We start from the raw sequence: 25,905 nt of genomic DNA on the forward strand, positions 1-25,905 counted from the left end.
GCCGTCGGTGCGACGCATGGCGGTCGTGGCGGCTTCGCATGGCATGCAATGCGCTATTCTGTCGTCCTCAACCGCCAGCCCCATCCGATGAAGCGTCCGTCGTTCTCCACCCAACTCGTCATGCTCTGGGCACTCGTCGCGGCGTTGTGCGCGACGCTGGTCGCGGTCGTCTGGGTCACCGCGAGTTCCGCCGAGAGTCAGCAGGTGGCCAGCGCCAAGGCCGCCGGCGCGTCGGCCTGCGAAGCGGTCGCGTCGCGTTACGGCGCGTCGTCCGCGTCCGCGGGCGCCGGGCCCGCTCCGGATCTGATGCACGCGATCCTCGACATCGTGCTCTCGCGGGCGCCGGACATGGAGGGCGGGTTCTGGATGCCCGGCGCCGCACCCGACGCGAGCGGCTTTCTCGCGTATTCCTTTCCCACTTATCAGGGCAGCGGCGTCAAACGCGACGTTCCGGAAGCGGAAACGCCGCTGATCCTCCGCACGCTGCATGCCGCGGCCGCGACGCATGCCGCGACGACGAACGTCGTCGAAGGCGCGCAGGATGCCGTGATCGCGGCGGCCTGTCCGGTACGCGGCGGTGCGGGGCTGTACGTGTGGATGCTGACGCGTGCGCGCCCGCCGCTGGGCCGGCACGGGGAATTGCTGGCCACGGGGCTCGCCGCCGTGCTCGCGGTGATTCTGGCGATCGCGGCGGCGCTGGCCGTGGCGCTGCGCCGCTGGAAACGCAATCTCGCGCGGATCGAGAGCGGGCTGGGGCCCGACGGTCGCGAACATCACCTGCCGTACGTCGGCGAACCCGATCTCGACCGCGTCATCGATGCGTTCAACGAGCGGGCGCGCCGCGCCGACCGGCTGCAACAGCAGGCCGACGAACTGCGTACGCGGCTCGCGCAGGCCGAGCGCTTCGGCATGCTGGGCAAGCTTGCCGCGCAGGTCGCGCACGAGATTCGCAATCCGATGGGCGCGATGCGGCTGAAGGCGGAAAACGCGCTGGCCGGCGACGGCCGGCGGCAGCAGGACGCATTGCGCGTGATCCTCGCGCAGATCGAGCGCATCGATGCGCAATTGTCGAGCCTGCTCGCGCTGACGCAGCCGGTGCGCCCCCATGCGACACTCGTCGACGTCGACGCGTGGCTCGCGCAAGTCGTCGACGCGCACCGCGAGCTGGCGCAGCGGCAAGCGATCGACCTGACGGTGTCGCTCGCGGGGCAGGGCGAACGGCTCGCGTGGCCATCGGATCGTCCGGCCTTCGATCCCGACCAGATGCGGCGGGCGCTCGATAACCTGCTGCTCAACGCGCTGCACCATGCGGGCGACGGCGGCGCGGTCACGCTCACCGCCGAGCGGCGCGCGGTCGCCGGGCGCGACTGGCTGTGTATCACCGTGTCGGACAGCGGCCCCGGTGTGCCGGCCGCGCAGCGCGAGCGGATCTTCGAGCCGTTCGTGACGGGTCGCGCGGACGGCACGGGCCTCGGTCTTGCCGTGGTCCGTGAAGTGGCGGCGGCGCATGGCGGACACGCGCGCCTCGACGGCGGCGCCGCATTCGTGATTGAAATTCCATGGCAAACATCCTCATAGTCGACGACGACGCGGCCTTTCGCGACGGCCTCGCCGAAACGCTGGCCGATCTCGGTCATCGGGCCGTCGAGGCCGCATCCGGCCGGGCCGCGCTCAGCGCGCTGCGCGACGGCGGCGGCATCGAATGCGTCTTTCTGGATTTCCGCCTGCCGGATCTGGACGGGCTGGCCGTGCTCGCGCAACTGCGTGACGATCCCGCGCTGGCCGCGATTCCGGTCGTCATGCTGACGGCCCACGCGACCAGCGACAACACGATCGAAGCGATGCGGCTCGGCGCATTCGATCACCTGACGAAGCCGATCGGGCGCCGGGACATCGCGCAACTGCTCGAACGTATCGTGTCGGCGAATCAGCCGCCCGCGCCGGCGCCATCCGACAGCGGTTTCGCGGGCGAACCTTCCGCGGACCGACCACGATTGCTGGGCGTGAGCGCCGCGATGCGCGACGTGCAAAAGCAGATCGGCCGGGCCGCGATGAGCGACGCAACCGTGCTCCTGACCGGCGAGACGGGCACGGGCAAGGAGGTGGCGGCGCGCGTGCTGCATGCCGCATCGGCTCGCCATGCGGGGCCGTTCGTCGCCGTCAACTGCGCGGCCATTCCGGCCGATCTGCTCGAAAGCGAGTTGTTCGGGCATCGTCGCGGTGCGTTTACCGGCGCGCATGCCGATCGCGCGGGGCGCCTCGTCGAGGCCGACGGCGGCACGCTCTTTCTCGACGAGATCGGCGACATGCCCGCCGCGATGCAGGCGAAGCTGCTGCGCGCGCTGCAGGAGCGCCAGGTGATGCCGCTCGGCGCGGACCGCGCGACGACGATCGACATTCGCGTCGTGGCCGCGACGCATCGCGATCTCGCCGCGGCCGTCGCGAACGGCACGTTCCGCGAAGATCTCTTCTATCGGCTGAACGTCATTCCGCTGCACCTGCCGCCGCTCGCGGAGCGTGTAGCCGACATCCTGCCACTGGCCGCGCATTTCCTGGGCAGCGCGGCAGGCATGCGCGCGCTGCATCTGACGAACGACGCTCAGCGCGCGCTGCTCGATCACCGCTGGCCGGGCAACGTCCGCGAACTGCGCAACGTGATGGAGCGGGCGGCCGCGCTCGCCCCCGGGCCGGCCGTCAGCGCGGCCGATCTCGGCCTCGGCGCCGTGCCGGCGCGCCAGTCGGGCGCCGATGCGGTGCCGGCGCACCTGCTCGACATGCCGCTGCCCGATGCGCTCGCGACGGTCGAGCGCGCGGCGATCCTGCACGCGCTCGAGCGCGCGAACGGCAATCGCGCGGAAGCCGCGAGGCAGCTCGGGATCGGCCGCCAGTCGCTCTATGCGCGCATGGCGAATCTCGGGATCGAGCGCGACGAATAGGGCCAGCGCCAGCTCGTTATCGGTGTGAGCGGGCCGCTGGTCGCGTTGTTTCGACTGTCGGGAATGCCGACATGCGGTGAATCGACGTGTCGGGAAATCCGACACGTTTGGCGCGCGTCGTCGTTCGGCGCACGGCCACGCGGTGCGCCGCAGGTTGGCACGGGTATTGCGGATACCGATGCATCGCAACCCGTCGCCGGAGCCCGCCATGAACTCGTGCCTGCCTGTCGTCCGATCGCGGCCGCGGTGCCGCGCTGCCGTTCGCCGCTCGTATCGCATGCTCTGCGCTGCCGCGCTCGTTGCCGTCGCAACGGTCAGCGTGGCGCAGGTGCCGCCGGCGCCGCGCGCGGAAGACCCGGCCGGCGCCATGCCGCCTCCGCCGCCTCCGCCTCGGCCTCGGCCTCGTGCGCTTGTGCCTGCCATGCCCGGAAACGACACCGCCTCCGACGCGCTGGTGTCCGGCACGCTGTCGCGCCTGACGATCAATCCGGAAGGGGCGGTCGACGGCTTCGTGCTGACCGACGGCACGCTCGTCCTCCTGCCGCCGCATCTCGGTTCGCAACTGACGGCGCTCGTGAAAACGGGCGACCGCGTGACGGTAGCCGGCGAACGACGCGTCGACGATGAAATCCGCGCACGCGTGGTCCGCAACGACGGCACCGGCGCGTCGCTGTCCGATCAGCCGCCCGCGCCCGTCGCGCCCGTGCCGCCCACGCTGCGCGGGGTCAACCTTGCCCGCCTGAGCGTGTCCGGCGTCGTGCGCCGCGTGACGCGCGCGCCGCGCGGCGAGCCGGACGGCGTGATGCTCGACAGCGGAGCGATCGTCAAGCTGACCGTGCCGGCCGCCCAGCAATTCGGCGCGCTGCTCGCGCCCGGCGAGCGCGTGGCCGCGGTCGGCTACGGCACGCGCAACGCCTACGGTGAAGCGCTGCAGGCGACGGCGTTCGGCGCGCCGGGCCATGTCGTGAATCTCTATGACGATGTCGCGCACTGATCGCGCGACGTCGTTCCTCAATCCATCGAAAGGAGTCCTGCCATGCACTGGATCGATCCCGCCTGCCTGCCCGAAACGCGCGGCCGCGTCACGCAGTTCCTGCTCAATCCGCACGGAGAAATCGACGGCCTGATCCTGAACGGCGACCTGCAGGTTCACGTGCCGCCGCACCTGGGCCGCGAACTGGTGCGCCGTGTCGCGGTCGGCGACCGCATCCGCGTGCGGGGCGTCAAGCCGCGTCGTGCCGCGATGGTCGCGGCCGTGCAACTGACCGGGCGCGACGGCGTCGACATCAACGACGATGGGCCCGCGCACGCTGCGCCGCCGAAGCCGACGCACGCCGCTCGACAGCCGATGGAATCGAACGGCGAAGTCGCGTTCGGGCTGCATGGGCCGAAAGGCGAATTGAACGGCGCGTTGCTGACGAGCGGCGTCGCGCTGCGGGTGCCGCCGCATGCAGCTGAAGCGCTGCACGATTATCTGCGTCCCGGTGTTCATGTGCAGGCGTGGGGGCATGGCGTCGTCACGCCGCACGGCACGACGCTCGACGTGAGCGAGATCGCCGAGCTCGTCGATGCGGATGCCGAATGATCGTGCGACGGTGAGGCGACCATGAGGCCGGCACGCGCGCTCGAAGCGCTCAACTTCTTCCTGGCCGACGTGCAGGCCGGCATCGGCCCGTTCATCGGCGTCATCCTGCTGTCGCGCGGCTGGGGCGCCGATGCGATCGGTTCGGTCATGACGCTGGCCGGGCTCGCCGCGATGGCCGCGACGCCGCTGGCCGGCGCGCTCGTCGACGCGGTGCGCGCGAAGCGGGCGCTGATCGTCGTCGCGGCCGCCGCGACGGCACTGGCCTCGCTCGCGCTGATGTTCGTCCACGGCTATCCGGCGGTGGCGGCGTCGCAAATCCTGGCGGCGGTCAGCGGCGCGGCGCTCGCGCCGGCCGTCGCGGGCGTGACGCTCGGCATCGTGCGGCGGCAGGGGTTCGACCGGCAGTTCGGGCGCAACCAGATGGCGAACCATGCCGGCAACGTCGCCGGCGCGGCGCTCGCGGGGTGGCTCGGCTGGCATGCCGGATTCGACGCCGTGTTCGCGCTCGTCGGCGTGTTTACGGTCCTCGCCATCGTGAGCACGCTGGCGATTCCCGGGCAGGCGATCGATCATGCGTCCGCCCGTGGTCTCGATCCTGCCGGCGTCACACCGGGCACGGATGCCGCGCATCCCGATGCGGTCGGCGCGGCGCCGACGTCGCGCGTCAGCGGTCTGCGCACGCTCGCCGAAAACCGGCCGCTGGTGCTGCTCGGCGCGTCGCTCGCGCTGTTTCACCTCGGCAATGCAGCGATGCTGCCGCTCTACGGGATGGGTGTCGTCGTCACGCATCGCAGCAACCCGAGCGCGTTCACCGCACAGACCATCGTCATCGCGCAGTTCGTGATGGTCGCGGCGGCGTGGCTCGCGCCCCGTCTGATTCGCTCGCACGGTTACTGGCGCGTGCTGCTGTTCTCGTACCTCGTGCTGCCGGTGCGCGGGGTGGTCGCCGCGGCGTGGATGAGCGAAGCGGGCGTGTGGCCGGTGCAGGTGCTCGACGGCATCGGCGCCGGCCTGCAAAGCGTGGTCGTGCCCGCGCTCGTGGTTCGGCTGCTGCATGGCTCTGGCCGCGTGAATGCCGGGCAGGGCGCCGTCGCGACCGCGCAGGGCATCGGCGCGGCGCTCAGCCCCGTGCTGGGCGGCGTGCTCGCGCAGCACTTCGGTTATCCGGCCGCGTTCGTCGTACTGGGCGCCGTGTCGACGGGCTCGCTCGCGCTGTGGCTCGGTCACGCGCGCTCGCTGAGCAGCGTATGCGGCAAGCCGGCCGATCTGTCGGCGACATCATTGTGAAAGCGATATCGATTCCCATGCCTCCATCCACTTGCCCATGAATCCTGTTTCGCTTGCCTGGCTGATTTCCGCGCTCGCCACCGCGGGCGTCATCACGCGCCCGTTCGGCTGGCCCGAGGCCATCTGGGCCGTGAGCGGCGCGCTGCTGCTGGTCGTGTTGAACCTGTTGCCCGTCGCGCAGGCGCTGGACGCCGTCGCGAAAGGCGGCGACGTGTACCTCTTTCTGACGGGCATGATGCTGCTGTCCGAGGCGGCCCGTCGCGAGGGGCTGTTCGACTGGGTCGCGACGCACGTCGTCAATCTCGCGCAGGGCTCGCCGCGGCGGCTGTTCGCGCTGATCTACGGCGTCGGTGTCGTCACCACGGTGTTCCTGTCGAACGACGCGACCGCCGTCGTGCTGACACCCGCGATCCTGGCCGCCGCGCGTCGCGCGAAGGCCGACCCGATGCCGCTGCTGTACAGCTGCGCGCTCGTCGCCAATGCCGCGAGCTTCGTGCTGCCGATTTCGAATCCGGCGAACCTGGTGCTGTACGGCGCGCACATGCCGGCGCTCGGCGTCTGGCTCGCGCACTTCGCGGCGCCGTCCGTCGCGTCGATCGCGTGCACGTTCGTCATGCTGAGGATCGTGCAGCGACGTGCGCTTGCCGGCCGTTGCGAGTCGGGGCTGCCGGTGCAGCCGCTGACGAGCGGTGGACGCATCGCGCTCGCGGGCATCGCCGCAACGGCCGTCGCACTGATGGCGGTGTCGGTGTTCGACCGCCCGCTCGGGTTGCCGACCGCGCTGGCGGGTGTCGTCACGGTCGCGTGCGTGGTGATGCGGGATCGCGCGGCCTGCGTGCCGATCGTTCGCGCGATTTCATGGAGCGTGCTGCCGCTCGTCGCGGGCTTGTTCGTCGTCGTCGAGACGCTCGACCGGACCGGCGCGGTGCGCGTACTAGCGGGGCTGCTGCATACGCTGATGCAAAGCGGCGAGCACGTCGCCGCGGCCGTGGCCGGCGTCGCGGTCGCGCTGGTGTCGAACGCGGTCAACAACCTGCCTGCCGGGCTGATCGCGAGTTCGACGATCCAGGCCGCGCACAGCCCGCAAACGGTGGTCGACGCGATTCTGATCGGCGTCGATCTCGGCCCGAACCTGTCGATCACCGGTTCGCTCGCGACGATTCTGTGGCTCGCGGCGATCCGGCGCGAAGGGCTGCAGGTCGGTTTCCGCGCATTCCTCGCGGTCGGGGCGTGCGTGATGCTGCCGGCGTTGCTGCTCGCGCTGGGGGCGCGCTTCGTGGTAGGCGGCTGACGCGCGATGGCGGTCGCGTCAGCCGCCCGGCCGCGCTAGAACGAGTAGGCGAGCGATGCTAACAGGCTGCGCGGCGCGCCCGGCGTGACCCACAGGCTGTTGTACGAGCTGACGTAGGTGGTGCGGTTGAACAGGTTGTTCAGCACGACCGACGCACGCAGGTGCTTGTTGACCTGAAGGTAGCCGTTGAGCTGCACGGTCGCGTAGGCCGGCAGCTCGAAGCCGTCCTGCGTGTTGGCCGTGTTGCCGGCGCGGCGCCCGACGTAGATCACGCCGGCACCCGCGCCGGCCTTGTCCGCGAACGGCAGGGTCGTCTCGTACATCAGCAGCGCGCTGCCGCTCAGCCGCGGTACGTCGACGAGGCGCGAGCCGGGCGCCAGCACCGAATCGCGCGTGACCTCGGCGTCGACGTACGCGAGGTTCGCGATGCCGCGCAGGCCGTGACCGAGGTCGCCGCTCCATTCGAATTCGATGCCGCGGCTGCGCACTTCGCCGGCCGCGCGCGAGAAGCCGGCATTCGCTGGATCGGCGGTGAGCACGTTGCGTTTGGTGACGTAGAACGCCGAGACGGTCGTGAGCGAGCGCGCGCCGGCCCATTTCGCGCCGGCTTCGTAGCCGTGGCCCTTTTCGGGATCGAACGCGCGGCCGTTGATGTCGGCACCGTTGTTCGGCCGGAACGAATACGCGGTGTTCGCATAGAACGACCACGCGGGGCTCATTTCATACACGACGCCGATACGCGGACTCACCGCGGTCTGCAGCTGGCTCGTCGTCATGCCCTTCAGGCGGTTGTCGATCGACTGGTGGAAGCGATCCCAGCGCAGCCCGGCCAGGATTTTCCAGTGCGGCCCGAACGCGAGCGTGTCCTGCGCGTAGACGCCTTGTCCGTCGTCGCGTTCGAGCAGGTTGGTCGCGGTGCGCGGCGTCGGCGCGGGCTGGCCGTAGACCGGATCGAAGATGTCGATCGCATACGGCACCGAAGCGCTCGGCGTGGAGCGCGTGACGAACTGGTCGTAGTTGAAGCGATACGCATCGACGCCCATCACGAGCGTGTGGCCGATGCTGCCCGTGCGGAACGCGCCGGTGGTTTCGAGACGGCCTTGCAGGTCGTTCGAGTGAAACGCGACCTGCCGGTAGCGGCGCCACAGCGTGCGGCCGTCCGGCTGCAACGCGAAGGCCTCGGACGAGCGCCCCGTCAGGTCGGTGTTGCGTTGCGCGACGCCGGCATTGATCGACCAGCTTGAATCGATGCGATGCTCGAGCGTGAACTGGTGACCCGTGTTGCGCACGTCGTAGTCGCCGTCGCGCGGCTCGCCGAGAAAGCGCGACGCGGGGATCACGCCCAACTGCCCGTTGACCGCCAGCACGCCGCGATCGAGCGGCGCGCGCTGACGCGCGCTCTCGAATTCGTAGTGGAGCGTCGTGTCCGCGCCGATGTCCCACGTGAACGACGGCGAGAACAGGTAGCGTTTGCTCGACACAGTGTCGCGAAAGCTGCCGTTGTTCTCGTTCATCGCGACGAAGCGGTACGCGAGCGATTTCGTGACGGGGCCGGTCGAATCGAGTGTCTGGCGCAACGCGCCGTAGCTGCCGGCCGACACGCCGATGGTGTTCGCGCGGGCGAACTGAGGCTGCTTCGTCGTATAGCTGATGATCCCGCCCGGATCGCCGCGGCCATACAGCGCGGACGCCGGCCCCTTGAGCACTTCCATGCGCTCGAGGTTGACGGTGTCGCGCGGCACGCTCATGCCGCGATTCCACGAAAAGCCGTTGACCAGGTAGTCGGTGCCGGACGTGTTGCCGTCGCCGGCGAAGCCGCGCACCGCGTAGTTGTCCCACAGGCCGCCGAAGTTGTTCTGGCGCGAGACGCCCGCGACCCAGTCGTAAAGATCGTCGCCGCGCGTGGCGGCCACGGTCTGGATCAGCTTCGTGTCGACGCTGCTGACCGCGAACGGAATCTCCATCACGTCCGCCTCGCTGCGCGTCGCACTCGTCGATTCGCGCGTGCGAAACGGCGCCGTCGCGCGTTGCGCGGAGACCTCGATGGTGGGCAGCGCCGTTTCCTGCGCGTCGGCTGCGCCCATGCCGGTCGTGCCGACGACGATGGCCATCGGTGCGGCCGCCCAGTTCCTCCTGCTCATACTCCTCCCGTGCTGTGTCGGTGCGTTCGGGCACGGCGGGCGGCCTCGCGTCGACATCTGTGTTCCAAACAGTACATTTGCGCGGCAATTTAATGCAAATGAGAGGCATTTGCAATCGTAATTTTGAGAATTGATGGGGAGGGGAAGGGTGCACGGCACGGAGGCGGTCGATCTGGTGTGCGGGTTTTGCAAAATACCGAATTGTGGGAAATTAATCGTTTCGTGGAGGGGATCGGATAGTGCCTCCATCTCGTTCGTACGGTGAAATTGCGAGAAATGTCGGGTAGACGTGATCCGTCGTGGATCGGAAAAACGGAGTGGGTCGTTTGACAAATACCGTAATTCGGGATTACATTAAAACCACTTCAGCCAAACCCGTCGAGCAGCCGCATGAACATCCCACAGTCGGACAGCGATATCGAAACAAGCAGCGGGGCGAGCGTCGTCCTCACCACGGCGCGCGACGCCGGCGTCGACGTCTGTTTCGCCAATCCCGGCACGACCGAGATGCCGTTCGTCGGTGCGCTCGATACCGTGGCGGGCATGCGCTCGATCCTCGGGCTGTTCGAGGGGGTGTGCACGGGCGCCGCGGACGGCTATGGCCGCATGGCCGGCAAGCCCGCGATGACGCTGCTGCACCTCGGGCCCGGCCACGCGAACGGCATTGCCAACCTGCACAATGCGCGCCGCGCCCGCACGCCGATCCTGAACATCGTCGGCGATCACACGCGGGAGCATCTGAAGTACGACGCGCCGCTGACGTCCGACATCGAGTCGCTCGCCCGTCCGGTGTCGGTGTGGTATCGCAGCGTGGCGCGCGACACGGATCTCGCGACCGATACGGCCGATGCGATTTCGGCCTCGATGGGCGCGCAGCGCGGCGTCGCGACCCTCGTGCTGCCCGTCGATCTCCAGTCGGCCAGGGTGCGCGGCGCGGCGTCGCCCGCCGTCGTGCGCCCGGCCGCGGTGTCGTTCGATGCCGCTCGCGTCGAACGGGTTGCCGATCTGCTGCTCAGTGGCCATCGCGCCGTCCTGCTGATGGGCGCGCGCGCGCTGTCGGCCCGCGGGCAGCGTGCGGCGGCGCGCATCGCGGCCGCGACCGGCGCGACCTGCTTCAGCGAGACGTTTCCCGCGCGCGAGGAGCGCGGCGGCGGCCTGCCGGACATCGACCGCCTGCCTTATTTCCCCGAGCCGGCGCTGGCCGCGCTGGCCGGCCGGCGCGTGGTGCTGGCCGGCGCGCTTGCGCCCGTCACCTACTTCGGCTACGAGGGCATTCCCGGCGAACTCGCGCGACCGGAGGACATCGTCACGCTGGCCGCGCCGGGCGACGCGGCGGACGACGCGCTGGAGGCGCTGGCCGATCGCATCGGCGCGTCGACGAACGACGCGGGTGTACGCGTCGAGCGCTGGCGCGTGGAGGATGGCCCGCTCACGCCGCAGGCCGTCGGCCGCGTGCTCGCGAATGCGTTGCCCGACGACGCGATCGTGTCGATCGAGGGCGGCACGTGCGGCTATCCGTTCGTGACCGCATCGGCGCGCGCGCGTCGCCACACGATTCTCACGAACACGGGCGGGGCGATCGGCCAGGGCCTGCCGGTGGCACTGGGCGCCGCCGTCGCGTGCCCGGACCGCCGCGTGTTCGCGCTGCAGTCCGACGGCAGTGCGCAGTACACGATCCAGTCGCTGTGGACGATGGCGCGCGAGCGTTTGCCGATCGTGATGCTGATCGCCTCGAACCGGCGCTACGGCATCCTGCAGACCGAACTCGCGCGCAGCGGCCTGCCGGCGGATACGCCGCATGCCAGCCGCCTGACCCAACTGGACGACCCGCCGATCGACTGGCTCGCGCTGTCACGCGGCTACGGCGTGCCGGCTCAACGCGCGAGCGACACCCGTGCGCTGGTGCAAGCGCTCGACGATGCGCTTGCGCGCACCGACGGGCCGACGCTCGTCGAAATGCAGTTGTCCTGATCGCGCAACCCGCTCCTTTCCTCAATCCCGACTCTCACCTTTCATCGACATGGATCTGCAACTGCACGGAAAAGCCGCGTTCATCACCGGCGGCAGCATGGGCATCGGCAAGGCGGTCGCGCTCGAACTGGCGCGCGAAGGCGTCAACGTCGCGATCGCCGCGCGCCGCATCGAACACCTCGAAGCGGCCGCCGCCGAGATTCGCACGGCGCTTGCGCCGCTCGGCGACGCGGCCGGCGAGATCCTGCCCGTCACGGTGGACACGACCGACATGGCGTCGATCGAAGCGGCGATGGCCGCGAGCGTCGAGCGTTTCGGCCGGCTCGACGTCCTGCTGAACGGCGCCGCGCATCCGGGTGGGCTCGTGCGCGCGGAGCTGGAGCACGCCGATCCGCAGGGGCTGCTGCAGGACATCGACATCAAGGTGGTCGGCTACCTGCGTTGTGCGAAGGCGGCCGCGCCGTATATGCGGCGCAACGGCTTCGGCCGGATCGTCAATATCGGCGGCCTGACCGGCCGCGGCAGCAAGCAGCTGTCCGGCATGCGCAACGTGGCGATCGTGCACCTGACCAAGACGCTGTCCGACCAGCTCGGTCCGTTCGGCATCACGGTCAACACGATTCACCCGGGCGTCGTCGAGACGCCGCACATCCACGAGCTCTACGAGAAGGAAGCGCAGAAGCAAGGGCTCACGGCCGCGGAGGTCGCGGCCAACTACGTGAAGGTCACGCCGATCCGTCGCGTGCTGCAGCCGGAAGAAATGGGGTGGATCGTCGCGTTTCTCGCGTCGCCGAAGTCCGGCTCGATCACCGGCGAGTCGATCGGCTGCGACGGCGGGCTCACGCGCGGCATTTTTCTCTGACACAAGGAGCATTTCATGACCGCAACCGTACTGGTCGCCACCGCCGGGCAAGGCATCCTGCGCTCGAACGACGACGGCAAGACCTGGCATCGCCTCGGGCTCGCCGAACCGATCGAGTTCGACGGCATCGTGCGCGCGCTCGCGGTGTGCCCCGCGACGCCGTCGCGGATCTATGCCGGCGCCGATTCGGGCCTGTGCATCAGCGAGGATGGCGGCGCGCACTGGTTCCGGCCTGACAACCTGCTGAACGGGCAGACGGTCTGGTCGATCGCGATCGATCCGGCGAACCCGGCGGTGCTCTACGCGGGCACCGGCGCGCCGTCGCGCGCCGCGCTTTACAAGTCGAGCGACGCGGGCGTGACCTGGGAGAGAACGGCACCCGCGTTTCCGGAGTTTTGCTCGGGCGTCAATCGTCCGCGGCTGCTGACGATCTGCGTGGATCTGGACGACAGCCGCAACGTCTGGTACGGCGTGGAGGAGGGCGGCGCGTGGCGCAGCCGCGATGCCGGTGCGAGCTGGACGCGCGTGGACGGCCCCGGCACCGCGATCCGCAACAGCGACATTCACGCGATCGCCATCCTGCCCGCCATGCAAGGCCGCCCGAAGACCACGGTGCTGCTGACGGTCAACGCGGTGTACGTGAGCGAGGACGACGGCTTGACGTGGGACGGCACGCTGTCGCGTGACCGCTTCGACGGGCTGTACTACACGCGCACCGTCGTGCAACTGCCGGAACCGGAAGGCGACCTGCTGATGGCGATCGGCGACGGTACGCCGGGCACCCGCAGCCGCATCTATCGCTCGACCGACCGCGGCCATGCGTGGCACGAGACGGATCTGCACACGCCGCCGAACTCCACGTTCTGGGCGTTCGGCGCGCATGCGGCCCGGCCGGCGCTCGTTTATGCGGGCACCAAGTACGGGCACCTGTTCCGCTCGCGCGACGGCGGCCGTAACTGGACCAAGGAATGGCGCGAGTTCAGCGAGATCACGGCGGTCGCGTGGACGCCGTTCGAGGCGCCGCTGGCCGCCCACGCGCAGTCGACCCATTGAGCGGAGCGAACGATGACACTGTCCGATATCCGCCAACGCGCCGAGCGTGCGAACGCGAGCGGCCTGCCGCTGCCGACGCCGCGCGTGCAGCGCACCCACCTGTCGCTGTTCGTGCGCGACCCCGTCCGCTCGAGCATCTGGTACGCCGACGTGCTCGGCATGACGGAAACCGCGCGCGACGCGCAGTGGGTGTTCATGTCGTTCGGCCAGAAGCACCACGACATCGCGCTGATTCGCGCGGCATCCGATGCGGAGCTCGGCACGATCGGCCTGCAGCACTACGGCCTCGAAATCGCCGGCGGGCTGACCGAATTGCGCCGCCTGTACGGGATGCTGATTCGCCGCGACGTGCCGATCGTCAAGATCACCGATCACAAGGTCGGGATCGGTGTGTATTTCACGGACCCTGACGGCAACCGGCTCGAATTCTTCTGCGAAATGGTCACGGACGACGAAGAGGGCAAGCGCGTGCTGCATCGATACAACGCGCCGAGCGATCCCGTCCAGCTCGAACCGCTGTTCGACTGAAACGCCGCCTTTCAATCCGCATCATCGACGTCTTATATAGGAATGCAAATGAGCAAGACCGCCAATTTCGAAGGCTTTCACATCCGCAAGTGGTACACGCAGATCGAGGATTCGCTCGCGAACGAAACCGGCCAGCTCGCGGATGGCGAGCCGCTGCGCAAGATCGTGATCGCCGCGGCCGTTCACAACCCGTACGCGGGGCGATTCAGCGAAAACCTCGACGATCTCATGCGCCCGTCGCCCGCGCTCGGCAAGGAGTTTGCGCGACGCATCGAGTCGCTCGCGGACGGCCGCGGGATCGAGAGCTACGGCAAGGCGTGCCTGGTCGGCTCGGCCGGCGAATACGAACACGGCAACGCGTTCCTCACGTCGATCTTCGCGGAGCCGATCCGCGCGGCGCTGGGCGGCGGCAAATCGTGGGTGCCGTCGAGCGGCAAGCGCGGCCCGATCAATACCGTGATCGACGTGCCGCTCGCGCACAAGGATGCACTCTACGTGCGCTCGCACTACGACACGGTGACGTGCCTGTTTCCCGATGCACCCAACGACGACGAAGTGCTGGTGATCTTCGCGTTCGCGACGCGCGGCCGGCTGCACGCACGGCTCGGCGGCCTGAAGGCGAGCGAGATCGTCGGTCGCGACGGTCTGGTCTGAGCGCGCATGCCGATCGGGGAGCACATCATGAACACGGCATCCGTCAAGGATGGATGGGTCGACAGCGATGGACTGCGGCTGCACTACGTGAGCTGGGGGCGCGACGATGCGCCGACCGTGGTGATGCTGCACGGCTTGCGCAGTTACGCGCATACCTGGGCGCCCGTCGCCGATGCGCTGGTCGACCGCTACCGGGTCGTCGCGCTCGATCAGCGCGGGCGCGGGCTGAGCGACTGGGATCCGCGGCGGGACTACTACGCGGCAGCCTACGTGCGCGATCTCGACGCATTGGTGCGCGCACTGGGCCTGCGACGATTCGTGCTGGTCGGGCACTCGATGGGCGGCGCCAATGCGTTCGTCTACGCAGCGTCGCAAGCGGAACGGCACGCCGAAAGGCTCGCCGGCCTCGTGATCGAGGACATGGGCCCCGGTGCGTCGGCCGGCTCGCCGGGTTCCGAGCGCATCAAGCGCGAGTTGCAGGAAACCCCGGACGCGTTCGCGTCGTGGGACGACGCGCGCGCATTCTGGCGACGCCAGCGGCCGAACATCACGGAATCCGCGCTCGATTCGCGCCTCGCACATTCGCTGAAAGAGGGCGAGCAAGGCCGGATCGTCTGGCGTCACGATGCGCAAGGGATCGCGGTGGCACGGCTGGCCGCGACGCCGGAGCAGCTCGTCCATCTGTGGCCGCTGATCCTCAACCTGCACGTGCCCACGCTGTTGTTGCGCGGCGGCGACTCGGATTTCCTGTCCGCGGACGTGGCGGCCGAAATGGCGGCCGCCCATGCGGAAATCGAGCGGATCGACATTCCCGGCGCGACGCATTACGTGCACGACGATCAGCCCGATGCGTTCAATCGCGCGCTGCGCACCTGGCTCGATCGTCTCGATGATCCTGCATGGCGCGTGGGAGGCGCGGGCGAATGAAAGCGAACAACCGGAACCGGACCTCGGTCGCCATCGTCGGCGCGGGGCCGAACGGCGCGGCCATGGCGAACCTGCTCGGCCTGTATGGCGTCGATACGATCGTCGTCGAACGGGCGCCGCAGATCGTCGAATTCCCGCGCGCGGTCGGCATCGACGACGAGGCGCTGCGGCTGTTTCAGACGGCCGGCCTGGCCGACGAACTGAGCCGCGACATCATCCAGAACGTGCCGCTGCGCATGTTCAAGGCGAACGGCGAATGTTTCGCCGACATCCGTCCGTCGATACGCGAGTTCGGCTGGTGGCGCCGCAACATCTTCATGCAGCACCTGGCCGAACGCACGCTGCGCGATGCACTGGCACGCTATCCGCACGTGTCGCTGCGTACGGGGGAAGAGGTCGTCGGTCTGGAACAGGACGACGAATGCGTGACGCTTCAGGTACGCGCCGCCGACGGGCAGCAATACGAACTCGATGCCGACTACGTGGTGGCGGCCGACGGCGGGCGCAGCCCCGTCCGCGAGATGCTCGGCATCAGGCTGGCCGGTACGACGCATCCAATGAAGTGGGTCGTGGTCGACGTGAAGAACGCGCGGCTCGACCAGCCGTGTACCGCGCTGAACTGCGATCCGCGCCGCCCGAACGTCTGCATTTATCTGCCGTTCAACTATCGACGCTGGGAATTTCTCGTGTTTCCGCACGAGGACGAGGAGGCGATCGCGCAACCGGAGTCGATCCGCGCGCTGATCGCGCCGTACGTCGACGACGTCGATCGCATCGAGATCGTGCGTGCGCGGACCTACACGCATCACTCTCGTGTGGCCGAACGTTTCGTCGCCGGCCGGGTGGCGCTCATCGGCGATGCCGCGCACCTGAGCCCGCCGTGGATCGGCCAGGGGCTGAACGCGGGGCTGCGCGACGTGGGCAATCTGGCCTGGAAGCTGGCGGGGGTCGTGAACGGCACGTTGCACCGGCGCGTGATCTCGACGTACGAATCGGAGCGGCGCGACCATGCGAAAGCGATGATCGATCTCGCGGACACGTTCGGCGCGATGCTGATGCCGACCAGCCGTCTGGTCGCGTTCCTGCGCGACCGGTTCCTCGGGCTCGCGCGGTATGCGCCGGGTCTGAAGGACTACGTGCTGCAGATGCGCTTCAAGCCGATGCCCAGCTATACGCACGGGGTCGTGGTCACGGGCACGTCGGACGCCGTCGGGCGCATGATCGTCCAACCCGACGTCGAGACGGCCGACGGTGCACGTCGCAAGCTCGACGACGTGCTCGGCCCGTGGTTTGCGATCATCGGCTGGCGATGCGATCCACAGGCATGCCTGAGCGACGACGATCGCGCGTTCTGGACCGCGCTGGGCGCGAAATTCGTGCAGATCGTACGGTCGCGCAGCGGAACGTGCCGTGAGCAGCGCATCGCGAGCGCGCACGACAGCGTGTGCGTCGAGGACGTCGACAACGCGATGGCCGAATGGTTCGACCGGCACGCGGCGCCGCTCGTCGTCGTCCGTCCGGACCGCTATGTGGCGGCGCAGACGGACGCCGCCGGCATGGCCGGCGTGACCGCGGCGTTCCAGGCGTTTGCAGCGCGACAACGGGAGACCGCGGATGTTTGTTGAGCAACGCACCTACACGCTGGTGCCGGGCGGCGTCGCCGAGTATCTGCGGCTGTATGCGGAATGCGGTCGCGCGCCGCAGGAGCACGCACTCGGCACGATGGTCGGCTGTTTTGCGACGGAGATCGGGCCGCTGAACCAGCTCGTCTATCTGTGGGCGTTCGAGTCGCTGGACGATCGCGCCCGGCGTCGCGCGGTGCTGATGGCCGATCCCGAATTCAGGACGTTTCGCGGCAAGGTCCGGCATCTGCTCGTCCGGCAGGACAACCAGATCCTCCGACAGGAAATCGGCGGCCTGTTGCATGCACCGCCATCGGCCGCGTGATGCGACCGTCGCCCTGTCCATCACGCATCGCGCCGTCTCTACCGAGGTATCCGTCTTGATCCCGTTTACGCCCCTGACTTCCCGCATGACACCCGACGCGCAACGCGATTACGCGTCGCTCCATCTGTATATCGACGGCCGGTTCCTTCAGGCCGACGGCCGGCGCACGCAGCCCGTGCTCGATCCGGGCACCGGCGGCGTGCTCGGCGACCTGCCGCATGCGACGTCGGACGATATCGATGCAGCGGTGCGCGCCGCGCATCGCGCGTTCGCGACGTGGCGCCGCGAGTCGCCGCTCGCGCGCTCGGACATCCTGCGCCGCGCGGCCGCGCTGGTGCGCGAGCGGGCCGAGGCGATCGGCCGCCACATCACGATGGACCAGGGCAAGCCGCTTCGCGAGGCGATCGCCGAGGTCGTGTCGTCCGCCGAACAGCTCGAATGGCACGCGGAGGAAGGGCGTCGCACGTACGGCCGCGTCGTGCCGTCGCGCTCCCCGGATGTTGCCCAGACGGTGCTGCGGGAGCCGATCGGCGTGTGCGCGGCGTTCTCGCCGTGGAATTTTCCGTTCAGCCAGGCGATGCACAAGATCGCGGCCGCGCTTGCATCGGGGTGCACGCTGGTGCTGAAAGGGCCGGAGGAATCGCCGAGCGCGATCGTCGCGCTCGCGCGCATCTTTCACGATGCCGGCTTGCCCGCGGGCTGCCTGAACATCGTCTGGGGCGTGCCGGCCGACGTGTCCAGGCAACTGATCGAGTCGCCGCTGGTGCGCAAGATCTCGTTCACGGGTTCGGTGCCGGTCGGCAAGCAACTGGCGGCGCTTGCCGCGTCGCACATGAAGCGCATGACCATGGAGCTCGGCGGGCATGCGCCGGTGCTGGTCTGCGCGGACGCGGAAATCGAACGCGCGGCGACGATGCTGGCCGCGTACAAGTTTCGCAACGCCGGGCAGGTTTGCGTATCGCCGACGCGTTTCTTCGTGCAACGCCCGGTGTTCGACCGGTTCGTCGCCGCGTATCTCGACGCGGTCGGCAAGATTCGCGTCGGCTACGGGCTGGAGGCGACGACCACGATGGGCCCGCTCGCGCATGCGCGACGCGTATCCGCGATCGACGCGTTCGTCGCCGACGCGAAGGCAAAAGGGGCAGAGATTGCCGCGGGCGGGGCGCGCTTGGCGGGCGCGGGGCCGGGGCACTACTTCGCGCCGACGGTCGTGCTGGGCCCGGCGCGCGACACGCGGCTGATGAACGAGGAGCCGTTCGGCCCGATCGTCGGGATCGTGCCGTTCGATGCGCTCGACGATGCGCTCGACGAAGCCAACCGCTTGCCGTTCGGCCTCGCGTCGTACGCGTTCACGACGTCGTCGCGCCATGCGCACCGGATCGGCCGTGCGCTCGAGGCCGGCATGGTCAACATCAATCACTTCGGCATGGGGCCGGCGGAGATCCCGTTCGGCGGCGTGAAGGACAGCGGTTTCGGCAGCGAGGGCGGCACGGAGACGTTCGACGGCTATCTGGTCACCAAATTCATCACGCAGATGAATTGATCGGGCGCCGGTAGACGATCGGGCGCGGCCTCGTTCGCGACGCCGCGCGAATGCTCAGGTGGCGTTGCCGATCTGGGCGGTGGCGTCGATCAGGAGCTTGCCGAGTACGTGTTCGTCGAACAGTGCGAAGTGCTCGGCGCGAAAGATCAGCGACAGGCTGCTGTTGACCTCGCCGCTGCTGGCGGTGCGAATCGGTGCGGCGATGCCGACGAACCCGGCGTCGAGCTCGCCGCGCGAGATCCAGTAGCCCGCGTCGACGATCTGCTGGCAGGCGCGCCAGAACTGCGTCCAGTCGGCGGCGAATTCGCCCAGCTCGGCGTTGTGCCGCTCATGCAGGCGCTTCAGCCGCGCGCGCGACATCGCGGCCACGATCACTTTCGACGAAGCGCCCTGGAACAGCGGCATGATGCGGCCGCGGCCGAAACCCAGTTGCAGGTTCTCGGCGCCGGTTTCGTGCATCACGTTGATGATCTGCTCGTCGAACAGCGTCGAGACGAGCGCATCGCCGCCGGTGACCTGAACCAGCTTCTGGATCACGGGCTTCGCGGCGGTGAGCGTCGGGTCCGACTGCCGCATGTTGTAGTCGAGATGGATGATGCGCGGGCCCAGCGTATAGCGGCCGTTGGTGCCGACGAGCAGGCCGACGGAAGCCAGTTCCTTCACGTAGCGATAGCACGTGGTGCGCGAAAAGCCCATGTGTTCGGCGATTTCCTCGGCGGTCATCGACGTCGCGGACGAAGAGAAAACGTCGAGGATGGACAGCATTTTGGTGAGGCTCGACATGACGTGATCCGGGATCAGGCGGCTTACGGCTATGGAACGGGAAGGACGAACGCGGCTCGGCCCGTCGGGCTGCGGCACGGCATGCGGCGCCGCGGGCGACAGGCCGTAGTCTAACGTAAGTCGTGCGGGCGGCAACCGGAACCGCATTGGCGAATGGGCGGGAAGCGGGCCGGCCGTGTCGGGTTGGATCACTTCACTGTAAATCATACGGATTCCTATTTTAAGAGATGAAATCAAGCTGGATCGATGTTGCTGCCGCGCCGGTCGGTTCACGGGCGCATCGGCCGGGAAAATTCGATGAGGAGAAGCAGATGAAAGGGTGGTTCCGGATGGCGGCATGGTGCGGCTGCAGTGCCGTCGCACCGGCGTTCGCGCAATCGAGCATGACGCTCTATGGGTCGCTGGACACGGGCGTGACCTATACGAGCGACGTGGCGTCCGCCCCGCGAGGCGGGCGTCAGCTCGCGTTGCAGGCCGGCGTGTCGCGCAACGACGTGTGGGGCCTGACGGGTAGGGAGGATCTCGGCGGCGCCAACTTCGCGGTGTTCCGGCTGGAGAGCCAGTTCCAGACGTCGGACGGCGCGCTGACCGTACCGGGCTCCGCGTTCAGTTCACAAGCGTACGTCGGGCTCGGCGGTGACTGGGGGACCGTGACGCTCGGGCGCCAGTTCGATTTCGTCGGCGATCTGCTGCCGGCCTTCGCGATTGGCGCAAACACGCCGGCTGGCCTGCTCGCGTGGGGATTGCCGACGAACGCGTCGGCGGGCGGTGCGCTCGACAACCGCGTGTGGGGCGTCCAGGTGAACAATGCGGTGAAGTACGTGAGCCCGACATTCGGCGGGGTCGCGTTCGGCGGCATGTGGGGATTCGGCAACGTGCCCGGCACGGTCGCACGCAGCAGCGTGCAAAGCGCGATGCTGTCCTACACGCAAGGCGCGTTCAGCGCCGCGCTCGCGTATTTCGGCCAGCATGACGTGACCGCCGGCGGCAATCTGCGCAACTTTTCGGGCGGTGCCGGCTACAACGTCGGGCCGTTTCGTGTCTTCGGGATGGTGTCGGACGTCCGGATCAGCGCCGCCGCGCCGTTGCGGGCCACCACCTATGACGCCGGGTTGACCTATGCCGTCACGCCGTCGTTGCAGCTGGGCGGCGGTTTCCAGTACCAGCAGCGCGGCGGCGATATCGGCTCGGCCAACCAGGTCACGTTGAGCGCCGACTATTCGCTGTCGAAACGTACCGGCCTTTACGCGGTATTCGCACGCGGGCACGACAGCGCGTATGGCGCGCAGGTCGAAGCGGCGCTCGGCGGGGCGGCGTCCGGCTCGACGCAGACCGCCGTTCGGCTCGGGCTGCGGCATCAGTTCTGACGACGCGGGAACACACGGGCTGGCGCGTGCGCCACGCGCGAGTCCGTGTTTTTCCACTGGATTCAGAAACGATGCATCATCCCGACGCGCAACGCCAGTTGGTTGCGGCCCGACGACTGCCCGGCCGTGCCCAGCACGTGCGCGTAGTCGAAGTCGGTGCCGGTGTTGCCGGTCGCATGCTGGTACGCGCCCTGGATGTACGTCGAGGTCCGCTTGCTGAGATCGTAGTCGAGCATCATCGACAGCTGGTGCCAGCTCGGCGACGCATCGCCCGCCGCCGTCGCGACATGCGCATGCGTGTAGGTATAGGCGGCGCCTAGCCAGAGATCCGGCCGGAAGAAATACTGGCCGTTGACCTCGAAGTTGTCGAATTTCCACGCGTTCTGCGAGCCTGCCGCGGGCTGGTTCGTGAAGTAGAGATTCGACTCGGGGTTGGTCACGTCGACGTGAGAATACGCGGCGGACAGCGTCAGCTTGTCGCTGAACTTGTACGATGCGCCGGCATCGATGTTCTGCTGCGAGCGGCCGCTGAAGACCGTGTCGTCGCTCGACAATGCGCCGCCCGCGATTGCGCCGCCGTTGTTGGCCTTCAGGTACGCGACGGCGGCGGAAAATGCGCCGGCCTGGTACTGCACGGCGGCGCTGTAAACGCGGTTTCGCGCGAAGCCGCCCGCCTGATTCGCGAGCCCGTAGAGCACTTCGCCCTTGAAGCCGCCATACGTGGGCGACACGTACTTGACGCTGTTCTGGATGCGGTAGTCCCAGTCGGCGTTGTCGTTGTCGTACGGGTGCGCGCCGAAGTCGCCGAGCCAGTTGCCGGTGGCCGTGAAAGGACTCCACATGTCGAGCGTGGGGTCGTACTGGCGGCCGAACGTGAGCGTGCCGAACCGGTCGGAATCAAGCCCGACGTAGGCCTGCCTGCCGAACATCCGCGACGTCACGCCGAGCGCGCCGGTGCTCGCGTTGAAGCCGTTCTCGAGCTGGAACAGCGCTCTCAGCCCGCCGCCGAGGTCCTCGGTGCCTTTCAGCCCCCAGTTGCTGCCCACGGTATCGCCGCTGACCATCTGGTAAGCCTTGCTGCCGCCCGCGTTGCTCGTGAAATTGACGCCTTCGTCGATCAGGCCGTATAGCGTCACGGTGCTTTGCGCATGGGCCGTCAGGCCGAATCCCATGGCGCTCGCGGCCGATACGGCCGCCATCATCTTCTTCATCGTCGATCTCCAGGTGGGGACGGCCCACGCGGCGCGGTTTCCGACGGCATGCGGCGGCACCGGACACGTGTGGCAAGTCCGCTTGTCGTTAGTAAAACGAAATATAAAATGCGAAGAAGATCGGCCCGCCGCGATCGCGGCGGACCGAATGACGAACCTCGCCGGGCGCGAGGTTCCGCGTGGCGGCGGCGTTACAGCATCCGCCGCAGCACGTCGTTTTCCGGATTGCGATCGAAGAACCGGTGTTTCAGCGCGCCGAGTACATGCAGCACGATGAGCGCGAGCAACGTGTAGGCGAGCGTCTTATGCAACCACTGAAACGCCTCGAACCAGTGGTCGTTCTTCGGCAGCAGCTCGGGTACGCGGAAAAAGAAGAACGGCACGCCGTCGCTCTGCGTAAACGTGCTGGACATCGAATAACCCATCAGCGGCACGATAATCGCGAGCGCGTACAGCAGGTAGTGGCCGATCTTGGCAAGCTTGCGGTCGAGCGTCGGCAGCGTGGAAGGCAGCGGCGGCAACGGCTTCATCGAACGAATCGCCAGTTGCGTGACGACCACCAGCAGCGTGAGCACGCCGAATTCCTTGTGGGTCGGGTAATACCAGTCGAACTTGGCCGGCAGGTTGTCGTCGAGCCGGACCATCGTCCAGCCGGTCCAGAGCTGCGCGCCGATCAGGATCGCCCTGACCCAGTGCAGCAGCCGAAGCGTGAGCGGGTATTTCTCCGCGGGGAATGCAATGGCCTGGTTGTCCATTTGACTTGTCTTCCTTTGAAACGACATTGCGACAGGCGGGATGCCGATCGTCGACTTCGACGTCCCGTGGCGATCTTCGTCGAACCGAGGCCGGATGGCGAGGCGCACGAACCTTCGACGAAAAGTCCGTGCGCCGGGCTGCTTCCTGCGGTCAGGCGATCGCCCGCGAATCCGCGCAGCACTCCTGCAATGCCTCGCGCAGCGTCACGGCCATGAAGTCGGCTTCGCCTTGCTGCAACGTCAGCGGCGGCGACATCACCACCTTGTTGGCGATCGCCCGCACCAGCACGCCGCGCCGGCGCGCGGCATCGGCCACGCGGGCGGCGAACCCCAGGCCCGGATCGAGCGGCGTGCGGCTGGCCTTGTCGGTCACCAGATCGAGCGCCAGCATCAGCCCCTTGCCGCGCACGTCGCCGACGGTCTCGAAGTCGGCCTTCAGCGGCAGCAATTGCTCGAGCAGGCGCTGGCCCACCCGCGCCGCGTTGCCCGGCAGATCCTCGGCCTCGACGATGTCGAGCACGGCGAGCGACGCGGCGCAGGCGAGCGGATGCCCGCTGTACGTATAGCCGTGCATGACCACGTGCGAGAAACCCGCGCCATGTTCGATCGCGTCGGCGATCCGCCCGTTGTACAGCGTCGCGCCGAGCGGCACGTAGCCGGCGGAAATGCCCTTGGCGACGCACAGGATGTCGGCGGCGACGCCCCAGCCGCGGCTGCCGAGCAGGCTGCCGGTGCGGCCGAAGCCGGTGACCACCTCGTCCGCGATCAGCAGGATGCCGTTGCGGTCGCATACGGCGCGCACGCGCGCCCAGTAATCGGCCGGCGGGACGATCAGGCCGCCGGCGCCCTGCACCGGTTCGGCGACGAATGCGGCGATGGTCTGCGGGCCGTGGAACGCGATCGTTTCCTCGAGCTGCCGGATGCAGTGCTCGACGAGTTGTTGCGGGTCGTCGCAGTTCCACGGATTGCGATAGAGCCACGGCGTGTCGAGCAGCACGCAGCCGGGCAGCAGCGGGCCGTGATTGTAATGGTAGACGCCGTTGCCGCCGATCGACGTGCCGCCCATGTGCACGCCGTGATAGCCGTTGCGCAGCGACAGGAATTTCGTGCGCGACGGCTCGCCCGCGGCGACCCAGTACTGGCGCGCCATCTTGAGCGCGGTCTCGATCGCGTCGGACCCGCCGCTGCCGAACATCACCCGTTGCATGTCCTCCTGCGCGAACATCGCGCACAGGCGGTCGGCCAGATCGTAGACGCGCGGATGGGCGACGCCGTCGAAGGTCTGGTAGTACGACAGCTCGTCCATCTGCCGGGCGATCGCGCTTTTCACTTCCGGCCGGTTGTGACCGACGTTGACGTTCCACAGGCCGCCCACCCCGTCGAGCATGCGGTGGCCGTCGACGTCGTACACGTAGTTGCCGTCGCCGCGCTCGATGATCACGGTGGGGGTCGTATGTCCGGCGGCCGCCGAGCTCATCGGATGCCAGAATCGTTTTTGACGCTTTTGATAGTCCATGGTGTCTCTCGTTTCTCTTGCGAAGTGCTTGAACAGGTTGCGGCGCGGTGCGCGCCGCGGGATCACAGGGCTGCGGTGACGATCTTTTCCTCGAGGTACGAATCGAGCGCGGCCTTCGACAGGTCGCGCCCGATCCCGCTTTGCTTGGTGCCGCCCCACGGCAGGCGTGCGTCGATCGGACTCCACGCATTGATCGCGACCGCGCCGACGTCGAGCCGCTCGGCGACGCGGTGCGCGGTGCCGACGTCCTGCGTCCACACGGAAGCGGACAGGCCGAACGGCGTGTCGTTGGCGATGCGAACGGCGTCGTCCTCGGTCTCGAACGGCATCACCATGCCGACCGGGCCGAACACTTCGTCGCGGGCGATCCGCATGCCCGGATGGACGCCGCCCAGGATCGTGGGGCGCATGAAGCAGCCGCGCGGCGGCACCTGTTCGTCGCCGGCGAGCATGACCGCTCCTTCGGCGAGCGCGCCGTCGACGAGCGTACGCACGCGCGCGAGGTGACGCGGGTTGATCAGCGCACCCATCTGCACGCCGGGCTCCGATGGCGGACCGATGCGCATCGCCCGGGCCGCGTCGGCAAGCCGTTCCTCGAGTGCCTGGGCGATCGAGCGGTGCGCGAGCACGCGCGAGCCGGCCGCGCACGTCTGTCCCTGGTTCGCGAACATGCCGGCCATCAGCGACGGAATCGCACGGTCGAGATCGGCATCCGCGAAGACGATCTGCGCGGCCTTGCCGCCCAGTTCGAGCGTGACGCGCTTGAAGGTCTTGGCAGCCACTCCCGCGATCGCGCGGCCGACTTCGGTGCTGCCGGTGAAGCTGATCTTGTTCACGAGCGGGTGCGCGACCAGCGCGGCGCCGACTTCCGCGCCTATGCCGTGGACGATGTTGACGACCCCGGCGGGAAGGCCGGCTTCGCAGACGAGCTCACCGAGCCGGGTGATCGCCAGCGGCGTGTCTTCCGACGGCTTGACGACCACCGGGCAGCCGGCCGCCAGCGCCGGCGCGAGCTTCCATACCGCGATCATCAACGGCGCGTTCCACGGGATGATCTGGCCGGCGACGCCCACCGGCGCACGCCGCGTGTAGCTGAGCGTCGGGCGGCCCATGAAGCCGTCGGTCGGAATCGTGCGGCCCTCGAGCTTGTCGGCCCAGCCGGCGAAGTAGCGCAGCGTGTCGATGCACATCGGGAGGTCCATCATGCGCATCTCGGCAAGCGGACGTCCCTGTTCGACGGCCAGCAATTCCGTCAGCGCATTGCCGTCGCGCTCGACGAGGTCCGCCAGCCGAAGCAGCCAGCGCGCGCGGGCCGGGCCGCCGGCGCGGGCCCAGGCGTCGTCGTGCAGCGCGGCGTGCGCGGCGCGCACCGCGCGATCGACGTCTTCGGCGGTCGATGCGGGCACGGCGGCCACGTAGTCGCCGGTCGCCGGCGCCAGTTTTTCGAAGGTGCGGCCGGCCGCTGCGTCGCAATGCCTGCCGCCGATCAGATTCTGAATTTTCATCATGGTGTCCGTGTTTCCCAGGGGCGAATCGTCGGGCCGAACG

General features: G+C 68.4%; 22 protein-coding genes. 16 read left to right on the plus strand and 6 right to left on the minus strand.

The genetic code is table 11. The features are described 5' to 3' along the window. The first annotated feature begins 87 nt into the window (after nucleotides 1-87). From AP428_RS32230 to AP428_RS32255, 6 genes are all read left to right on the plus strand, one after another. A complete protein-coding gene (locus tag AP428_RS32230; RefSeq protein WP_041489581.1) occupies nucleotides 88-1,578 on the plus strand; it encodes a PAS domain-containing sensor histidine kinase in 1,491 nt (496 codons plus the stop codon). Further along, entirely contained in the window at nucleotides 1,560-2,936 is a 1,377-nt protein-coding gene (locus AP428_RS32235) for a sigma-54 dependent transcriptional regulator (RefSeq protein WP_011549892.1), read from the plus strand. Before AP428_RS32230 ends, AP428_RS32235 begins: the two co-directional genes overlap by 19 nt. 421 nt (nucleotides 2,937-3,357) lie before the next feature. Then, complete coding sequence (locus AP428_RS32240; protein WP_231691728.1) at nucleotides 3,358-3,930, plus strand: hypothetical protein; 573 nt, start codon at nucleotides 3,358-3,360, stop codon at nucleotides 3,928-3,930. A 42-nt stretch (nucleotides 3,931-3,972) separates the two neighbouring features. Further along, complete coding sequence (locus AP428_RS32245; protein ID WP_011549890.1) at nucleotides 3,973-4,521, plus strand: hypothetical protein; 549 nt, start codon at nucleotides 3,973-3,975, stop codon at nucleotides 4,519-4,521. A 21-nt stretch (nucleotides 4,522-4,542) separates the two neighbouring features. Beyond that, complete coding sequence (locus AP428_RS32250; protein WP_011549889.1) at nucleotides 4,543-5,808, plus strand: MFS transporter; 1,266 nt, start codon at nucleotides 4,543-4,545, stop codon at nucleotides 5,806-5,808. A 37-nt stretch (nucleotides 5,809-5,845) separates the two neighbouring features. Continuing rightward, complete coding sequence (locus tag AP428_RS32255; RefSeq protein WP_011549888.1) at nucleotides 5,846-7,099, plus strand: arsenic transporter; 1,254 nt, start codon at nucleotides 5,846-5,848, stop codon at nucleotides 7,097-7,099. Nucleotides 7,100-7,134: 35 nt separating this feature from the next. Here AP428_RS32255 and AP428_RS32260 read toward each other — a convergent pair whose 3' ends face one another. After that, nucleotides 7,135-9,240, minus strand: coding sequence for a TonB-dependent siderophore receptor (locus AP428_RS32260; protein ID WP_011549887.1), 2,106 nt, complete (start codon nucleotides 9,238-9,240; stop codon nucleotides 7,135-7,137). A gap of 390 nt (nucleotides 9,241-9,630) precedes the next feature. Between AP428_RS32260 and AP428_RS32265 the strand changes: the two genes are divergently transcribed. The 9 genes from AP428_RS32265 (at nucleotide 9,631) to AP428_RS32305 (ending at nucleotide 18,725) form a co-directional block, all read left to right on the plus strand. Then, nucleotides 9,631-11,211, plus strand: coding sequence for an acetolactate synthase large subunit (locus AP428_RS32265; protein ID WP_054928656.1), 1,581 nt, complete (start codon nucleotides 9,631-9,633; stop codon nucleotides 11,209-11,211). 49 nt (nucleotides 11,212-11,260) lie between these two features. After that, entirely contained in the window at nucleotides 11,261-12,073 is an 813-nt protein-coding gene (locus AP428_RS32270) for an SDR family NAD(P)-dependent oxidoreductase (protein WP_011549886.1), read from the plus strand. A 15-nt stretch (nucleotides 12,074-12,088) separates the two neighbouring features. Continuing rightward, the gene (locus AP428_RS32275; protein WP_054928657.1) at nucleotides 12,089-13,126 is read left to right on the plus strand and encodes a sialidase family protein; all 1,038 of its coding nucleotides are present in this window, start codon (nucleotides 12,089-12,091) and stop codon (nucleotides 13,124-13,126) included. Nucleotides 13,127-13,138: 12 nt separating this feature from the next. Beyond that, nucleotides 13,139-13,654, plus strand: a complete 516-nt coding sequence (locus AP428_RS32280; protein ID WP_011549884.1) for a VOC family protein — start codon at nucleotides 13,139-13,141, stop codon at nucleotides 13,652-13,654. Nucleotides 13,655-13,702: 48 nt separating this feature from the next. After that, nucleotides 13,703-14,308 (plus strand): amino acid synthesis family protein, encoded by a 606-nt coding sequence (locus AP428_RS32285; protein ID WP_054928669.1) that lies wholly within the window; start codon nucleotides 13,703-13,705, stop codon nucleotides 14,306-14,308. 27 nt (nucleotides 14,309-14,335) lie between these two features. After that, the gene (locus tag AP428_RS32290; protein ID WP_011549882.1) at nucleotides 14,336-15,235 is read left to right on the plus strand and encodes an alpha/beta fold hydrolase; all 900 of its coding nucleotides are present in this window, start codon (nucleotides 14,336-14,338) and stop codon (nucleotides 15,233-15,235) included. Next, nucleotides 15,232-16,860, plus strand: coding sequence for a bifunctional 3-(3-hydroxy-phenyl)propionate/3-hydroxycinnamic acid hydroxylase (locus tag AP428_RS32295; protein WP_011549881.1), 1,629 nt, complete (start codon nucleotides 15,232-15,234; stop codon nucleotides 16,858-16,860). Before AP428_RS32290 ends, AP428_RS32295 begins: the two co-directional genes overlap by 4 nt. Further along, nucleotides 16,850-17,182, plus strand: coding sequence for an NIPSNAP family protein (locus AP428_RS32300; RefSeq protein WP_011549880.1), 333 nt, complete (start codon nucleotides 16,850-16,852; stop codon nucleotides 17,180-17,182). The genes AP428_RS32295 and AP428_RS32300 overlap by 11 nt, the downstream gene beginning before the upstream one ends. An 85-nt stretch (nucleotides 17,183-17,267) precedes the next feature. Then, entirely contained in the window at nucleotides 17,268-18,725 is a 1,458-nt protein-coding gene (locus tag AP428_RS32305; protein ID WP_011549879.1) for an NAD-dependent succinate-semialdehyde dehydrogenase, read from the plus strand. A 54-nt stretch (nucleotides 18,726-18,779) separates the two neighbouring features. Here AP428_RS32305 and AP428_RS32310 read toward each other — a convergent pair whose 3' ends face one another. Next, nucleotides 18,780-19,847, minus strand: a complete 1,068-nt coding sequence (locus tag AP428_RS32310) for an IclR family transcriptional regulator (protein WP_231691729.1) — start codon at nucleotides 19,845-19,847, stop codon at nucleotides 18,780-18,782. Between AP428_RS32310 and AP428_RS32315 the strand changes: the two genes are divergently transcribed. Continuing rightward, nucleotides 19,820-20,875 (plus strand): porin, encoded by a 1,056-nt coding sequence (locus tag AP428_RS32315; protein WP_011549877.1) that lies wholly within the window; start codon nucleotides 19,820-19,822, stop codon nucleotides 20,873-20,875. The genes AP428_RS32310 and AP428_RS32315 overlap by 28 nt on opposite strands. Before the next feature lie 62 nt (nucleotides 20,876-20,937). Here the strand turns inward: AP428_RS32315 and AP428_RS32320 are convergent, their stop codons facing one another. The 4 genes from AP428_RS32320 to AP428_RS32335 form a co-directional block, all read right to left on the minus strand. Further along, nucleotides 20,938-22,086 carry a porin gene (locus AP428_RS32320; RefSeq protein ID WP_011549876.1) on the minus strand — a complete coding sequence of 383 codons (1,149 nt, stop codon included), beginning with the start codon at nucleotides 22,084-22,086 and terminating at the stop codon, nucleotides 20,938-20,940. 191 nt (nucleotides 22,087-22,277) lie between these two features. Further along, nucleotides 22,278-22,841 (minus strand): cytochrome b, encoded by a 564-nt coding sequence (locus tag AP428_RS32325; RefSeq protein ID WP_011549875.1) that lies wholly within the window; start codon nucleotides 22,839-22,841, stop codon nucleotides 22,278-22,280. Between the two features lie 151 nt (nucleotides 22,842-22,992). Continuing rightward, entirely contained in the window at nucleotides 22,993-24,357 is a 1,365-nt protein-coding gene (locus tag AP428_RS32330) for an aspartate aminotransferase family protein (protein WP_011695045.1), read from the minus strand. 62 nt (nucleotides 24,358-24,419) lie between these two features. Further along, entirely contained in the window at nucleotides 24,420-25,865 is a 1,446-nt protein-coding gene (locus AP428_RS32335) for an aldehyde dehydrogenase (protein ID WP_041489558.1), read from the minus strand. Nucleotides 25,866-25,905: the final 40 nt, after the last annotated feature.

The sequence above is a fragment of the Burkholderia sp. E168m22 genome (assembly GCF_001319805.1).
Lineage (GTDB): Bacteria > Pseudomonadota > Gammaproteobacteria > Burkholderiales > Burkholderiaceae > Burkholderia > Burkholderia orbicola.

What these genes read in the sequence shown, in the direction of transcription:
- AP428_RS32230 (WP_041489581.1), top strand. Translation starts at nt 88, where the DNA reads ATGAAGCGTCCGTCGTTCTCCACCCAACTCGTCATGCTCTGGGCACTC.
- AP428_RS32235 (WP_011549892.1), top strand. Translation starts at nt 1,560, where the DNA reads ATGGCAAACATCCTCATAGTCGACGACGACGCGGCCTTTCGCGACGGC.
- AP428_RS32240 (WP_231691728.1), top strand. Translation starts at nt 3,358, where the DNA reads ATGCCCGGAAACGACACCGCCTCCGACGCGCTGGTGTCCGGCACGCTG.
- AP428_RS32245 (WP_011549890.1), top strand. Translation starts at nt 3,973, where the DNA reads ATGCACTGGATCGATCCCGCCTGCCTGCCCGAAACGCGCGGCCGCGTC.
- AP428_RS32250 (WP_011549889.1), top strand. Translation starts at nt 4,543, where the DNA reads ATGAGGCCGGCACGCGCGCTCGAAGCGCTCAACTTCTTCCTGGCCGAC.
- AP428_RS32255 (WP_011549888.1), top strand. Translation starts at nt 5,846, where the DNA reads ATGAATCCTGTTTCGCTTGCCTGGCTGATTTCCGCGCTCGCCACCGCG.
- AP428_RS32260 (WP_011549887.1), bottom strand. Translation starts at nt 9,240, where the DNA reads ATGAGCAGGAGGAACTGGGCGGCCGCACCGATGGCCATCGTCGTCGGC.
- AP428_RS32265 (WP_054928656.1), top strand. Translation starts at nt 9,631, where the DNA reads ATGAACATCCCACAGTCGGACAGCGATATCGAAACAAGCAGCGGGGCG.
- AP428_RS32270 (WP_011549886.1), top strand. Translation starts at nt 11,261, where the DNA reads ATGGATCTGCAACTGCACGGAAAAGCCGCGTTCATCACCGGCGGCAGC.
- AP428_RS32275 (WP_054928657.1), top strand. Translation starts at nt 12,089, where the DNA reads ATGACCGCAACCGTACTGGTCGCCACCGCCGGGCAAGGCATCCTGCGC.
- AP428_RS32280 (WP_011549884.1), top strand. Translation starts at nt 13,139, where the DNA reads ATGACACTGTCCGATATCCGCCAACGCGCCGAGCGTGCGAACGCGAGC.
- AP428_RS32285 (WP_054928669.1), top strand. Translation starts at nt 13,703, where the DNA reads ATGAGCAAGACCGCCAATTTCGAAGGCTTTCACATCCGCAAGTGGTAC.
- AP428_RS32290 (WP_011549882.1), top strand. Translation starts at nt 14,336, where the DNA reads ATGAACACGGCATCCGTCAAGGATGGATGGGTCGACAGCGATGGACTG.
- AP428_RS32295 (WP_011549881.1), top strand. Translation starts at nt 15,232, where the DNA reads ATGAAAGCGAACAACCGGAACCGGACCTCGGTCGCCATCGTCGGCGCG.
- AP428_RS32300 (WP_011549880.1), top strand. Translation starts at nt 16,850, where the DNA reads ATGTTTGTTGAGCAACGCACCTACACGCTGGTGCCGGGCGGCGTCGCC.
- AP428_RS32305 (WP_011549879.1), top strand. Translation starts at nt 17,268, where the DNA reads ATGACACCCGACGCGCAACGCGATTACGCGTCGCTCCATCTGTATATC.
- AP428_RS32315 (WP_011549877.1), top strand. Translation starts at nt 19,820, where the DNA reads ATGAAAGGGTGGTTCCGGATGGCGGCATGGTGCGGCTGCAGTGCCGTC.
- AP428_RS32310 (WP_231691729.1), bottom strand. Translation starts at nt 19,847, where the DNA reads ATGCCGCCATCCGGAACCACCCTTTCATCTGCTTCTCCTCATCGAATT.
- AP428_RS32320 (WP_011549876.1), bottom strand. Translation starts at nt 22,086, where the DNA reads ATGAAGAAGATGATGGCGGCCGTATCGGCCGCGAGCGCCATGGGATTC.
- AP428_RS32325 (WP_011549875.1), bottom strand. Translation starts at nt 22,841, where the DNA reads ATGGACAACCAGGCCATTGCATTCCCCGCGGAGAAATACCCGCTCACG.
- AP428_RS32330 (WP_011695045.1), bottom strand. Translation starts at nt 24,357, where the DNA reads ATGGACTATCAAAAGCGTCAAAAACGATTCTGGCATCCGATGAGCTCG.
- AP428_RS32335 (WP_041489558.1), bottom strand. Translation starts at nt 25,865, where the DNA reads ATGATGAAAATTCAGAATCTGATCGGCGGCAGGCATTGCGACGCAGCG.